Raw genomic sequence first — 13136 nt, 5'->3', positions numbered from 1 at the left:
CCGACGGGCCGGTTGTGCTGCCCGCACCGATCTATGTCGGGGACCGATCTATGTCGGGGAAGGATGCCATGTGGTACTGGCTGTTGAAGTACGTTCTGCTGGGCCCGCTGCTCTTGCTGATGGGACGCCCGAAATTCGAAGGCGGCGAGCATATTCCCGTCAACGGTCCGGCCATCCTGGCGAGTAATCACCGCGCGGTCCTCGACTCGTTCTACCTTCCCCTCCTGGTGCGGCGGCGGATCACCTTCCTCGCCAAGAGCGAGTACTTCACCGGCACGGGCCTCAAGGGTCGCTTCCAGCGCTGGTTCTTCTCCGCGGCCGGCCAGGTGCCCATCGACCGCACCAGCGCCGATGCCGCGCAGGACGCTCTCGCGGCCGGCATCCGCGTCCTCGGTCAGCAGAAACTCCTCGGCATCTACCCGGAGGGCACCCGCTCGCCCGACGGGCGTCTGTACAAGGGCAAGACCGGCCTCGCCCGGCTCGCGCTCGAGACCGGCGTCCCCGTCATTCCGGTTGCGATGATCGGGACCGACCAGATGAACCCCATCGGATCCAAGATGTGGCGTCCGGCGAAGGTCACCGTACGCATCGGCAAGCCCATCGACTTCTCGCGTTTCGAAGGGATGGGCGGCAACCGGTTCGTCGAGCGCACCGTCACCGACGAAGTCATGTACGCGCTCATGCAGTTGTCGGGCCAGGAGTACGTCGACATCTATGCGGCCTCCCTCAAGGAGCCGAAGCCCCAGGACATCGCGGAAGGGAAGGCTGCCGTCGAGCCTCCGGCGGCGGATCGCCTGCCCGACACCCAAGCGGGCTGATCGCGCCGCGACCCCGCGGGCACGCTCGCCGGTCCCACCGGCATAATGTGAGTACGTGCGCTACTTCTACGACTGCGAGTTCATCGAGGACGGTCGAACCATCGAACTCGTATCGATCGGTGTCGCCTGCGAAGACGGACGCGAGTTCTACGCGGTGTCAACGGAGTTCGATCCCGACCGGGCCGGGGAGTGGGTGCGCCGCAATGTTCTCCCGAAGCTGCCTCCTCGGTCGCATCCCGCGTGGCGTTCGCGCGAGCGGATCCGCGACGACCTGCTGAAGTTCCTCGTTCCCAGGCCGGGCGTCCAGCCGGAACTCTGGGCGTGGATCGGCGCATACGACCACGTCGTCCTGGTGCAATTGTGGGGAACCATGCCGGAACTGCCGGAGGTACTCCCGAGGTACACGCGCGAACTGCGCCAGCACTGGGAATACGCAGGCCGGCCCCCGCTGCCCCGGGTCCCGGACGACAACCACGACGCGCTCGCCGACGCCCGCCACAACCTCGCGAAGTTCGAGGCGATCGAGGTCGCGCGCCGCTCCCGGTGACACCGCGATACGGGGTGATCGCACGGCAGAGCGCGCCGGGTCATATCCTGGTTCTGTGAACTGGACTGTGGACGTGCCGATCGACCGCTTGCCCGAACTGCCTCCACTTCCGGCGGAGCTGCGCGACCAACTCGACGCGGCGCTCGCCAAGCCGGCGTTGCAACAGCCGAGCTGGCCGGAAGATCAGGCGGCCGCGATGCGGACCGTGCTCGAGAGCGTGCCCCCGATCACCGTGCCGAGCGAGGTCGAGGAGCTGCAGCGACAGCTCGCGTCCGTCGCCCGCGGCGAGGCCTTCCTCCTGCAGGGAGGCGACTGCGCGGAGACGTTCGCCGACAACACCGAACCGCATATCAAGGGCAACATCCGCACGCTGCTGCAGATGGCCGTCGTCCTCACCTACGGAGCGTCGACGCCCGTGGTCAAGGTCGCGCGGATCGCCGGTCAGTACGCCAAGCCCCGCTCGTCCGACACGGACGCGCTCGGCCTGAAGTCCTACCGCGGCGACATGATCAACTCTCTCGTCGCCGAGGAGAGTGTGCGCGCACACGACCCGTCGCGGCTGATACGCGCCTACGCCAACGCCAGTGCCGCGATGAACCTCGTGCGCGCCGCCACCGCCGCCGGTGAGGCCGACCTGCACCGCGTGCACGACTGGAACCGCGCCTTCGTGGCGTCGTCGCCGGCCGGTGCGCGGTACGAGGCGCTCGCCTCCGAGATCGACCGCGGCCTGCGCTTCATGGATGCCTGCGGCGTGGTCGACCCCAACCTGCGCGCCGCGACCATCTTCGCCAGCCACGAGGCACTCGTCCTCGACTACGAGCGCGCGATGTTGCGTCTCGACACCTCCGGTGACGAACCGCGTCTGTACGACCTGTCGGCCCACTTCCTGTGGATCGGCGACCGCACCCGTCAGCTCGACGGAGCGCACATCGCGTTCGCCGAACTGCTGTCGAACCCGATCGGCCTGAAGATCGGCCCGTCGACCACACCGGAGATGGCCGCCGAATACGTCGAGCGCCTCGACCCCACCAACAAGCCCGGTCGCCTGACGTTGATCTCCCGTATGGGCCACGGGAAGGTCCGGGACGTGCTGCCCGGTATCGTCGCTGCCGTCGAGGCCACCGGCCACAAGGTGATCTGGCAGTGCGATCCGATGCACGGCAACACCCACGAGGCATCGACCGGGTACAAGACCCGCCACTTCGACCGCATCGTCGACGAGGTGCAGGGCTTCTTCGAGGTGCACCGTGCGCTCGGCACCCACCCCGGCGGCATCCACATCGAACTCACCGGCGAGAACGTCACCGAGTGCCTCGGCGGCGCTCAGGACATCTCCGACCTCGACCTGCACGGTCGGTACGAAACGGCGTGCGATCCCCGGCTCAACACCCAGCAGTCGATCGAACTGGCGTTCCTCGTCGCCGAGATGCTGCGGGGCTAGCACTCCGCCCCCGATACGGCTCCGCCCCGGATATCACTACCCCGGTGGCGGAACCGATCAGGGCAGCGCGGTCAGTGTGATCGTGCTGCCCTCTTCGGCGCGACCGTTCGCGCCCGGGCTCTGAGCGATCACCACGGAGCGGTCGGAGTCGGCGACCTGCCGCACCGACACGTCGAATCCCAGTTCCCGCAGTTCGTCCCGTGCCGAGCCGACGGACCGTCCGAGCATCGACGGCACCTTGACCGCGTTGGACACCAGCAATGTCAGAGTGCTGCCCGCGCGGACTTCGGTACCCGCCTCCGGATCGGTGCCCGCGACGCGACCGCCGTCGACCTCGGGATCGAACACCTCCCGCACGTCCTGCACCGTCAGGCCGGCTTCGTCGAGGATGCGCCGGGCGTCGTCGACGGTCCGTCCGGCGAGGTCGGGCAGGTCCACCGGCGGGGAACCCTTGCTCACCACCACTTCGACCTGCGACCCGACGGGCAGGACTGTCCCGGGCGCCGGATCGAGCGCTGCGACCCCGCCCTCGGGGACAGTCGTGCTGAAGGCGCTTCCGCCGTCCACGGGCTCGAACGTGCGCCGGCGCAATTCGTCCTCGACGACCGACAGCTCACCTGATCCGGGGACGTTCGGAACCGTGGGCGGCCCCAGCGAGACCAGTAGCGCCACGGAGTTGCCGTCCGGGACACGGGAGCCCGTCGGGGGATCGGTGCCCAGCACCGTCTCGGGCGGGATGTCGTCGGAATACTCGCCGCGTACCTCGGCCGTCAGCCCGACCGCCTCGATCGCGGAGACCGCGGCCGCGCGGTCCAGTCCGTTGACCGTCGGTACGTCCGTGAGCCGCCCGGCGCCGAGCCACCATCCGGCGATGCCCATGAACAGGGCGAGTACGAGAATCGCCGCGATCCACCCCACCACCGAGCGCCGGTGCCGATGATGCTCGTGCGCGTAGTCGGGCTGCGGCGCGGGCTGCTCCGGGTCGGAGCGAGGATGCGGCTGCGTGACGACCTTGGTGTGCATCGTGCGGGTGGGATGCAGCTCGGCCTGCGGCACCGCGCCGGGATCCGCGGCGGCGCCCTGCTCGGCTACGGCCGGGTGGACGGCGGTGGGAGCGTGCGACGACGTCGACTCCGGCGACGAGATCACCGTCGTGGCAGGTTCTGCCCGGGACGCCGCACCTCCCGCCGCACCTCCCGCAGCGGCAGGAGCTGCGGCAGCGGGCGCCGCGCTCGTCGCGAGAGCCGACCGGCGAGGAGCCGGTACCCGGTAACGGGGAAGGTCGAGCGCTTCACACGCGTCGTTGAGGGCGCGGGCCATCGCCTCGGCGTCGTCGAACCGTTCGCCCGGCTCGCGTTCGGTGGCGCGGCGTACCAACTCGTCGAATTCCTCGGGCACCCCGTCGATCCAGGACCCCGGATCGGGCACGTCCTTCTCGACGCGCTGGTATGCCACGGACAGTGACGTGTCGCCCGAGAAGGGCGTGCGGCCGGTGAGCATCTCGAACACGAGGACGCCGGCGGAGTAGACGTCGCTGCGGGCGTCCGCGCTCCCGGCGGTGACCTGCTCGGGAGACAGGTACGCCGCCGTGCCGAGGATGACGCTGCGCGAGGTCGTGGTGGCCGCCGCGACGGCCCGGACCAGACCGAAGTCGGCGATCTTGACCTCTCCGGCCTCGGAGATGAGAACGTTCTCGGGTTTGACGTCGCGGTGCACGAGACCCGCGCGGTGGGCGACAGCCAGCGCTCCGAGGACGGGCGCGGCGACGGCAGCGGCGGCGTGCGGCGGCATCGGTCCGCGTTCGCGGAGCAGTTCGCGCAGCGTGCCGCCTTCGACCAGTTCCATGACCAGGAAAACGTGGTCACCGTCCTGGCCTTGGTCGTATACGGCGACGAGACCGGGATGGTTGAGTCGTGCGACGGCGCGTGCCTCGAACTCGAAGCGGGCGAGGAACTGCGGATCGGCCGCGAACTGCGGATCCATGACCTTCACCGCGACCGGACGATCGAGACGCAGATCTGTCGCGCGGTAGACCGTGGACATCCCGCCGCGCGCAACCCGCGATTCGATCCGATAGCGCCGATCGAGCACGACGCCGACCATTCGGTCGCCTCCAGCGGTCACCCGGTGTACTCCCGTCTCTGGTGTGGAACATCGGTGTGGAGCATTGATGTGGAACATCGAACCGGCACCGGACGCGACTGCCGTGGTACCGGCGAGACGGAGTACGTCGTCGCCTGCGCGGAAGCCGATCTCGTCCTCTGTAGATGGTAGCCAGCCCACAAAAGCGGCAGCCGCGTAGATGGCTGCGGGTAGGCGACGATACCGTGGAGCAGTGAGTTCGATTCCCTATTGCGACGACGTCCTCGACCCCTCCATATCGGTCTATCAGCTCGTCGACGTGGCAAAACGCCTCGACGTCCCGATTGTCCGCGTGCACCAGATGCTGCGCGACCGGCAGTTGCTCGCCTTCAAGCGCAACCGCGTCCCCGTGGTGCCCAAGGCATTCTTCGGCGACGACGGGCAGGTGCTCCGCCAGCTTCGCGGCCTTCTCGCCCTGCTCCACGACGGTGGATTCCGCGACGAAGAGATCCTCGAGTGGCTCTTCCAGGAAGACGACACGCTGCCGGGTGACTGCCCGATCGCCGCGCTGCACACTGACTCGGCGCGCGAGGTCATGCGGCGCGCTCAGGCTGCCGCCATCTGACGGACGCCCCGACCGATCCCGCGACGAACTGCGTGAGCACCACCGCCGCGCGGGTGCGGCGCGGGACCGTCACTCGCCGGTCCAGAACCCGGAAGCCGCTCGCCTCGACCTCGTCGAGGATCCGTCCGTAGAGCACGAACGCGGCACGGATACCCGGTCGCACCCGGTCGGGTAGCAGATCCAGACCCGGTTCGGCCTTGCGGTATTCGGCGCGGGCCAGCGCGACCGCGTGGGCCAGAGCCCGCCGGACACGGGGATCCACCGTGCCGGTGCGGCGGCCCTCCCGCAGCAGTTCGACATCGACCCCGAACGACGCCCACAGCTCGACCGGAAGATAGAGACGGTCGCGGTCGAGATCCTCACCGACGTCGCGGATGAAGTTCGTGAGCTGGAATGCCGTGCCCAGCGCGGAGGCGTGCGGCACCGCGTCCGGGTCGTCGACGCCGAACACCGGGAGCAGTTCGAGACCGATCACCACGGCGGAGCCGTACATGTAGTCGTACAACTCGGCCATGTCGCGGTAGTGGCTGCGGTGCTCGGGCGTACCGGGCACATCCATCCGCATCGATCGGAGGAACGCCTCGAAATAGGCGATCGGAACATCGTATCGGCGCACCGTCTCGGCGAGAGCACGCAGTACGAGCCCCAGTTCGTCCGGCGGGCCCGGTTCTCCGGCGAGAGCGGCCCGGAACCGGCGCTCTGTGGCGGCGAGCCCGCGCGCGGCCTCGACCGGGTCGTGGACCGCGGTGACGTCGACGAGGTCGTCGACCACTCGCGCGAACCCGTACAGGGCGTGGACCGCGCGTCGCTGCGAGGCCGGGAGCAGCCGCGCCGCGAGGTGGTACGTGCGCCCGTGCTCCGCGGTGAGACGAGCACAGTGTGCGAACGCCGCGTCGAGGTCGTCGAGGCGTGGCCGGGGAGCGTGCGGATCGAACACTCCGGTGATCAGGCCCCGCCGACAGGTGCGGAGCCCGGACCGTCGACCTGTGCGGTGCGGGAGCGCGAACTCAGGCGCAGCGGGTCGCGGGTGGTCAGCGACCGGGCGGCGATGACGGCTGCCACCACCGCGAGCGCCACGTGCGCGATGTTGTACATGCCGATCGAACCGTCGGGATTGAAGACCAGCATGAGCCATGTGGACAGGGCGACCAGGATCATCAGGGTGCGATCCGACATGGCGAAGGCCGCGGCCACCGCGAGCGGCCACGAGTAGTACCAGGGCAGCGCCGCGGGGGACAGCAACGTCACGGCGGTGAGAGCCACGACGATGCCCAGCACGGCGTCGCGTTCGGTGCGGCGGAATCGCCACCATGCCCACACGAGGATCACCACGAGCGCGACCGCACACAGCATGCGGGTGACATCGAGGATCGATCCGAGTCGCCACGGCGTGATCCAGGTGCCCACGTGCGCCACCATGGTGGGGAGCGAGAGCCAGTTGATGATCTTCGAAGATCCGGACAGCGCCGTGAGCCAGCCGATACCCACGCCGGCGAGGAGCGAGGCACCGCCGAAGACCGCCACGAACACCGCGAATCCGGCGGCCGCCGCCTTGAAGAACAACCGCACCGGGGCCGCCGGTTCGCGCCCCTCGGCGAGCGCCCGGTCGCGTTCGTGGATCATCCACACCCAGACCAGGAACGGCAGCGCGATCCCGGCGGTGGCCTTGATCGCCGCACCCGCCGACACCAGGGCGATGCCGCCGACATGACGGCCCTGGAGGACGAGCACGATGCCCGCCGTCATCAGACCGACCATGAGCAGTTCGTTGTGGACGCCACCGACGAGGTGGATGAGCACGAGGGGATTGAGCACCGCGAGCCACAGGGCGATCGCCGGGTTGCCGCCCATGCGGCGTGCGAGGCGGGGCACGGCCCAGGCCATGAGGAACAGGCCCGGCAGCATCGTCACCCGCCACAACCAGGTGCCCGACACGACATTGTCGCCGGTGACGGCCGTGATGCCGGAACCGAGCAGCAGGTGCACCGGACCGTACGGCGTGGTCGTGGTGGTCCATACGTTGCTCACGTTGTCGAGCAGGACGCCGGGGTTGACCACCGGGCCGTCGGTGTAAGGATCGAAACCGGCCCGCAGCATCGCACCCTGCGCCAGATACGAATATGCGTCGCGACTGAACATCGGCGTGGCGACGAGGAGCGGCGCGGTCCAGGCGGGCAGCACGGTCCACAGGTCGCGGAGGCCGACCGTGCCGGCGAGCGTCGCGCGCCCCACGCGGACCCACGCGCCGATCATGATCAGCACGCCCACCCAGAGGATGATCATCGACAGCAGTTGACCGTGACCGAACCGCAGCCACGACAGGAACATCTCTTCGAGAAGCGGGTCCTGCCGCCGGACGCTACCGGCGCCGAAGCTGCCGAACGTCATCAGCACCGAACCGCAGGTCCCGAGGAGGGCTGCGTTGCCGGCGGGGCTCCGCAGAAAGGCTGTGACCCTGCCGGCCGACGTTCTGCCGTCCGGCGCCCGGTTCTTCGAGGCAGGGAGGTCAGAGGGTGGGGACGCTGCCGAATCCGCCGCCGATCGGTCCTGCGGGTCGGCGTCGGGGGCGGCGGGGGACGACATGGGTGTGGGTTCCTCCCCGGAAGCGGTGCCGGCGCGGAGCGCAGGGTCTGGCGAACGATGTTGACGAACAGGTGCTGACGAACGGTGACAGTTTAGTGGAGGCGTGATGTCCCCGGCTCCCTAGTCCGTCGGGTCCGCGGGACCCCGAGCCGTTCGGCGGCCAGCCGTCCCGACATGAGCACAGTGGGGACACCGACTCCGGGAACCGTATCCGACCCCGCGAGCACAACATTCGGGAACCGCGGATCGACATTGCGACGACGGAACGGCCCCGTCTGGCGGAACACGTGCGCCGCGGCGAACGGACTTCCGGCGATCATGCCCCGGGCGTGCCACGTGGCCGGCGTGTCGACGTGGTCGACCCGGAACTCGTTCGCGACGCCGCGGTAGCCGCGCGACTCCAGCACCGCGAGCAGTTCCCGGCGGTACGGGCCGGACAGCGCGGACCAGTCGAACGGCGCGCTGTCGAGATTCGGGCACGGTGCGAGCACAGAGAGCGGTTCGTGTTCTCTGCCGTCACGCTCGAGCAACTGTCCCGGATCGGACAGAGCGGGCCGGGTGATGAGCAGAGACGGATCCGACATCAGCCGTCCACGGCCTCGCCGCCGGGTGATCTCGGCGAACGTGCGTTCCCACGCGCCACCGAAATCGATGACGTGGTGATGCCGGGCGCTCCATGCGCCCGAGACCGCGGTGGGGACGGTGCCGTGCAGCACGACGGCCGACGGTGCGGCGAGCGTCCGGCGACGCCGGCGCGCGGGCAGCAGGCTGTCCACCACGGGCGAGCCCGGCGTGAGCACCACGGCGTCGCATGCGTAACGGTCACCCCCCGCCGTGGATACCGCTGTGACACGCCCCGTGTCGACATCGAGCGCCGTGACCTCGCTGCCGAGGTGCAGGCGCCCGCCCGCACCGACGAACGCTGCGGCCATGGTCCGGGCGATCTGGCGCATCCCACCCTCGACGGTGTACACACCGAGTGTGGTGTCCATGTGCGCGATCGCCCCGTACACCGCGAGTGCCTGCGCGGGAGCGACCCCCGCGTAGAGCGCCTGGAACGTGAAGACCCGCCGCAGCCGCGGGTCGGTGACCCGGCGGCCTACCTGAGTGCCGAGTCGGCCGAACCCGCCGATCCGGAGCAGACGCAGCAGGTCGCGGACGGCGGCCGGAGAGGAGACGAGGTCGAGCGGCGAATCGAAATTCGCGTCCATGAAGCGGTCGTACTCCGCGTCGAAGATGTCCGCGAGCCACGCGCGCAGGCGCAGATACCGCTTCGCTTCCTCGGCTCCGCACACTCGCGTGATCTCGGCGGTCATCGCGTCCGGGTCCGAGTGGACGTCGAGGGTGCTGCCGTCGTCGAACCGGGCGTGATAGGCGGGGGAGAGCCGGCTCGTACGCAGTGGCGGATCCACGGAACCGGCATCGGCACCCACTGCGGCGAGTGCGTCGGCGATCAGTTCCGGCATCGTCAGCACCGTCGCGCCGTTGTCGATCTCGTAACCCGGGCCGGTGTACGTCCCGACGCAGCCCCCGACGGTGTCGGCGCGCTCGAGGACGGTGACCTCTTTCCCGGCGCCACGGAGGTGCAGGGCCGCGGCGAGGCCGGCGAGGCCCGCACCGACCACGACCACCCGGTGGGCTCCGGGCACGACGCGCGTGCCGGTCATCAGGCGGCGCGGCGCGTCGCGGCGACCGCCGACGCACGTAACCGCGCTTTGCCCTCCTCGGTGGCGCCGGACGCGTCGAGAGCCTCGAACGCGCTTTCGGTGAGGGCCGTGATCCGCTGCTCGACCTTGTCGACTGCGCCGAGGTCGACGAGCACGCCGCGGATCTCCTCGACCTGATCGTCCGTGAGGTCGGCGCCGATCGCCTCGCGCAGCGCTCGCGCGACAGCCGGGTCGGTCGCGTCCGCGGACTCGAGCGCAAGTGCGAGCAGTACGGTGCGCTTGCCGGACCGGAGGTCGTCTCCGGACGGCTTACCGGTGACGGCGGGGTCGCCGAAAACTCCCAGTAGGTCGTCGCGAAGCTGGAATGCGAGACCGATGTCGGTGCCGAACCGGCGATAGGCGGCGATCAGGTCGTAGTCGGCGCCGGCGAGCACCGCACCGATGTGCAGCGGGCGCTCGATCGTGTACGCCGCGGTCTTGTACCGGTTCACGCGCGTCGCGGACTCGACCGTCTCGTCCGACGCGACCTCACCGACGATGTCGAGGTACTGGCCACCGAGGACTTCGGTCCGCATCGCCGACCACACCGGCGTCACCCGTGCGAGTTGCTCGGCGGACAATCCCGATTCCCGCAGCATGTCGTCGGCCCAGACGAGAGCGAGGTCGCCGACCAGGATGGCAGCGGCCTCACCGAACTGCTCCGCCGAACCCTGCCACCCGGCGTTGCGGTGCCCGCTCGCGAACTCGACGTGCACGGTCGGAAAGCCCCGGCGGGTGGTCGACGCGTCGATGATGTCGTCGTGGACGAGCGCACCGGCCTGCACCAATTCGAGGGCCGAGCAGGCGCGCAGCACGGCGTCGGCGTCAGGCCCGGCCGGATCGCCGCCGGCGCCGAGCCAGCCGGTCCAGGCGAACGACGGCCGGACCCGCTTTCCGCCGCGTAGCACGAACGACTGGAGTGTCGCGACGGCGTCGCGGTATCCACCGCCGACCGAGTCGACCAGTTCGGCGCGGGTGGCGAAGAACTGCCGCAGGGCGTCCTCGACGAGTCCGGGGAGTGAGGGGGCGGGCACGGGATCGGCTCCGGTGGACAGGACAAACCTCCTGGTCGATGTGCACGGCACCGTCGGACGACCACGGTCCCGGCACCGCGGTCCACCCTATCCGGCCCCCGCAGGGGTCGCCGCGGACCGGACGCGAATGCCCGCGCCTTATGCTGAACGCGTGGAAAACGATCTGGTCAGGGCGACCGAGGACAGCGGAGAGTCCCGCACCCCATCCATCGTGGACCGTCTCGGTGCCACACGGTCCGGCAGGATTCCGTTCTCGGTCGAGTTCTCCCCGCCCCGGGACGCCGACGCCGAGGCGCGACTGTGGCGAGCCGTGCGCGCGTTCGAGCGCCTCGGCCCCGCCTTCGTGTCCATGACGTACGGCGCCGGTGGATCGACCCGGGACCGTACCGTTCGCGTCACCGGCGACCTCGCCGAAGAAACCACGATGCTCCCCGTCGCCCACCTCACCGCGGTGGGGCACAGCGTCGACGAGATCCGCGCGATGGTCGGTGCCTATGCCGACCGCGGCATCACCAACATTCTCGCGCTCCGTGGCGACCCGCCGGGAAATCCGCTCGGCGAATGGGAGAAGCACCCCGACGGTCTCGAGCACGCCGACGAACTCGTGCGACTGGTGCGCGATCTCGGCGACTTCCACGTCGGAGTGGCCTCGTTCCCGGAGGGGCACCACCGCTCGCCGGACCTCGACCACGACACCCGCTACCTCGTACAGAAGTTGCGAGCGGGTGCCGAGTACTCGATCACGCAGATGTTCTTCGATGTCGAGCACTACCTGCGACTGCGCGACCGGGTCGCCGCGTGCGATCCCGAACAGGCGGCCAAGCCGATCATTCCGGAGATCATGCCGATCACCTCGCTGCGCTCGGCGCGCCGGAGCCTCGAGCTGTCGGGTTCGAAGCTGCCCACCGCGCTCGAGGAGCGGTTGGTCCGCGCGGCCGGAGACGGGCCCGAAGAGAATCGCGCCGCTGTGCGCGAGGTGGGCATCGAGGTCGCGACCGAGATGTGCGAGCGGCTGATCGCGGAAGGCGCGCCCTGCCTGCACTTCATCACGCTGAATTTCGCCCGCGCGACCAGCGAGGTGCTCTCGCGGCTCGGGATCGAGGTCCGTTCCTCCGTGCCGGCCGGGCAGCCGGTCTGAGACCCGGCCCGCCCGATCCCCGGGTCACGGCAGCAGGCGGTCCTTCCATACCGCGCGACCCGCGCTGCGGGCCCGCACGGATGCGGCGGTCAGCCACCCGAAGATGACGACGGACACCGGATGCGCGGCGATACCGAGGGCGTCCGCCGCGTCCAGGCGCTCGCCCCGCTCCGTCGATCGCGCGACCGCGCGGGACAACAGTGCCGCGCCGGTGCCGAGCACCCCCCAGCGGCGAGTGTGGCCACGCCCCGCCACCGCGGCGACGCCGGGAACGACGTAGGCGACTGCGTATGCCGTCACGACGGCTGCCGCGCCTGCCGGTGATCCGAACGCCGACCACAACCACCGCGTGTAGCCGCCGGTCAGCGTATGTCGGCCCTCGTACATCCGGCACGACACGAGCGGCCCGCCCGCCGCGACGACGGTGGTGCGCCCGGACCGCCGCAACGTCCGCGCCAGGTCGAGGTCCTCGGTCGGGCTCGCCGCGACCGCGGAATGGCCCCCGATCGCGCGGTAGTCGGCCGTATCGAACGCGAGGAACTGACCACAGGCGACGGCCATCGACGGACGACGGGTGCGATGGGCGACGGCGACCGGCAGTATCGAGAACCAGGACCAGAACAGCAACGGCTGCACCAGACGCTCCGTCACGGTGCCGGCAACCTGGTACGGCCACGGCGACACCAGTGCCGCCGATCGGGACCGGAGAAGTGTGACCGCCGCGGCGATCGCGCCCGGCCGTAGCCGGACATCCGCGTCGATGAAGACCACGACACCGGTCTCGTCCGGGTGGGACTCGGAGAAGGCGCGCTCGCACGCCGCGGCTTTTCCGGTCCAGCCGTCCGGGGGCGGCGTGCTCGATCGCACCACCGTGATCCGCGGATCGCTGTCCGCCGCGCGTCGTGCGATCTCGAAGGTGCCGTCGGAGGAGTCGTCGTCGAGCACGAGCACCCGCAGCCGCGGAACACCGCGCTGTTCCCGGAGGTCGGCGATCACGGATGCGATCCGGGGTGCCTCGTCGCGGGCCGGGACCACCACGGTCACCGATTCGGTGACGGCGGCTCCCTCGCGCAGGCGAGGCAGAGCGAACCGGTTGGCGGCCGCGACGACCGCTCCGTACAGAGCGGCACCGGCGCCCAACGCGACCACTCGGCGGGGGAGG

Annotated in this window: 11 protein-coding genes; 5 read left to right on the top strand and 6 right to left on the bottom strand. The window is 70.0% G+C overall.

All coding sequences use genetic code 11. The features are described from left to right. The first annotated feature begins 68 nt into the window (after positions 1 to 68). From ACFWBU_RS03375 to ACFWBU_RS03365, 3 genes are read left to right on the top strand one after another with little or no spacing between them, the layout of a single operon-like run. Positions 69 to 818, top strand: coding sequence for a 1-acyl-sn-glycerol-3-phosphate acyltransferase (locus ACFWBU_RS03375; protein WP_169620382.1), 750 nt, complete (start codon positions 69 to 71; stop codon positions 816 to 818). A 55-nt stretch (positions 819 to 873) separates the two neighbouring features. Continuing rightward, on the top strand, positions 874 to 1365 hold the full coding sequence (locus ACFWBU_RS03370) for a polyadenylate-specific 3'-exoribonuclease AS (protein WP_169620183.1): 492 nt from the start codon (positions 874 to 876) through the stop codon (positions 1363 to 1365). A 55-nt stretch (positions 1366 to 1420) separates the two neighbouring features. Further along, entirely contained in the window at positions 1421 to 2806 is a 1386-nt protein-coding gene (locus tag ACFWBU_RS03365) for a class II 3-deoxy-7-phosphoheptulonate synthase (RefSeq protein ID WP_169620182.1), read from the top strand. 57 nt (positions 2807 to 2863) lie between these two features. Here ACFWBU_RS03365 and pknB read toward each other — a convergent pair whose 3' ends face one another. Continuing rightward, the gene (gene pknB, locus ACFWBU_RS03360; RefSeq protein WP_378527461.1) at positions 2864 to 4930 is read right to left on the bottom strand and encodes a Stk1 family PASTA domain-containing Ser/Thr kinase; all 2067 of its coding nucleotides are present in this window, start codon (positions 4928 to 4930) and stop codon (positions 2864 to 2866) included. A 211-nt stretch (positions 4931 to 5141) separates the two neighbouring features. Here pknB and ACFWBU_RS03355 point away from each other — a divergent pair, with 211 nt between their 5' ends. Further along, positions 5142 to 5513, top strand: coding sequence for an Rv2175c family DNA-binding protein (locus ACFWBU_RS03355; RefSeq protein ID WP_296549052.1), 372 nt, complete (start codon positions 5142 to 5144; stop codon positions 5511 to 5513). Here ACFWBU_RS03355 and ACFWBU_RS03350 read toward each other — a convergent pair. The 4 genes from ACFWBU_RS03350 to ACFWBU_RS03335 all read right to left on the bottom strand — a co-directional run bounded on the left by ACFWBU_RS03350 (position 5482) and on the right by ACFWBU_RS03335 (position 10836). Then, positions 5482 to 6450 carry a phytoene/squalene synthase family protein gene (locus ACFWBU_RS03350; RefSeq protein WP_378527460.1) on the bottom strand — a complete coding sequence of 323 codons (969 nt, stop codon included), beginning with the start codon at positions 6448 to 6450 and terminating at the stop codon, positions 5482 to 5484. The genes ACFWBU_RS03355 and ACFWBU_RS03350 overlap by 32 nt on opposite strands. 8 nt (positions 6451 to 6458) lie before the next feature. After that, positions 6459 to 8096 carry an alpha-(1->6)-mannopyranosyltransferase A gene (locus ACFWBU_RS03345; protein ID WP_169653060.1) on the bottom strand — a complete coding sequence of 546 codons (1638 nt, stop codon included), beginning with the start codon at positions 8094 to 8096 and terminating at the stop codon, positions 6459 to 6461. A 92-nt stretch (positions 8097 to 8188) separates the two neighbouring features. Beyond that, entirely contained in the window at positions 8189 to 9763 is a 1575-nt protein-coding gene (gene crtI, locus ACFWBU_RS03340) for a phytoene desaturase family protein (RefSeq protein ID WP_378527458.1), read from the bottom strand. Continuing rightward, entirely contained in the window at positions 9763 to 10836 is a 1074-nt protein-coding gene (locus ACFWBU_RS03335; RefSeq protein ID WP_378527456.1) for a polyprenyl synthetase family protein, read from the bottom strand. The genes crtI and ACFWBU_RS03335 overlap by 1 nt, the downstream gene beginning before the upstream one ends. Positions 10837 to 11047: 211 nt before the next feature. On the opposite strand from ACFWBU_RS03335, the gene metF reads away from it, so the two are divergent. After that, positions 11048 to 11974: a methylenetetrahydrofolate reductase [NAD(P)H] gene (metF, locus tag ACFWBU_RS03330; protein WP_378527482.1), complete on the top strand. Its 927-nt coding sequence runs from the start codon at positions 11048 to 11050 to the stop codon at positions 11972 to 11974. A gap of 24 nt (positions 11975 to 11998) precedes the next feature. Here the strand turns inward: metF and ACFWBU_RS03325 are convergent, their stop codons facing one another. Further along, positions 11999 to 13123 (bottom strand): glycosyltransferase, encoded by a 1125-nt coding sequence (locus ACFWBU_RS03325; protein ID WP_378527454.1) that lies wholly within the window; start codon positions 13121 to 13123, stop codon positions 11999 to 12001. Positions 13124 to 13136: the final 13 nt, after the last annotated feature.

Source organism: Rhodococcus sp. NPDC060084 (assembly GCF_042730335.1).
In the GTDB taxonomy this organism is placed as follows: Bacteria; Actinomycetota; Actinomycetes; order Mycobacteriales; family Mycobacteriaceae; genus Rhodococcus.
Note: the sequence above shows the minus strand (reverse complement) of the source record. Positions and strands in the feature narration are given on the sequence as shown.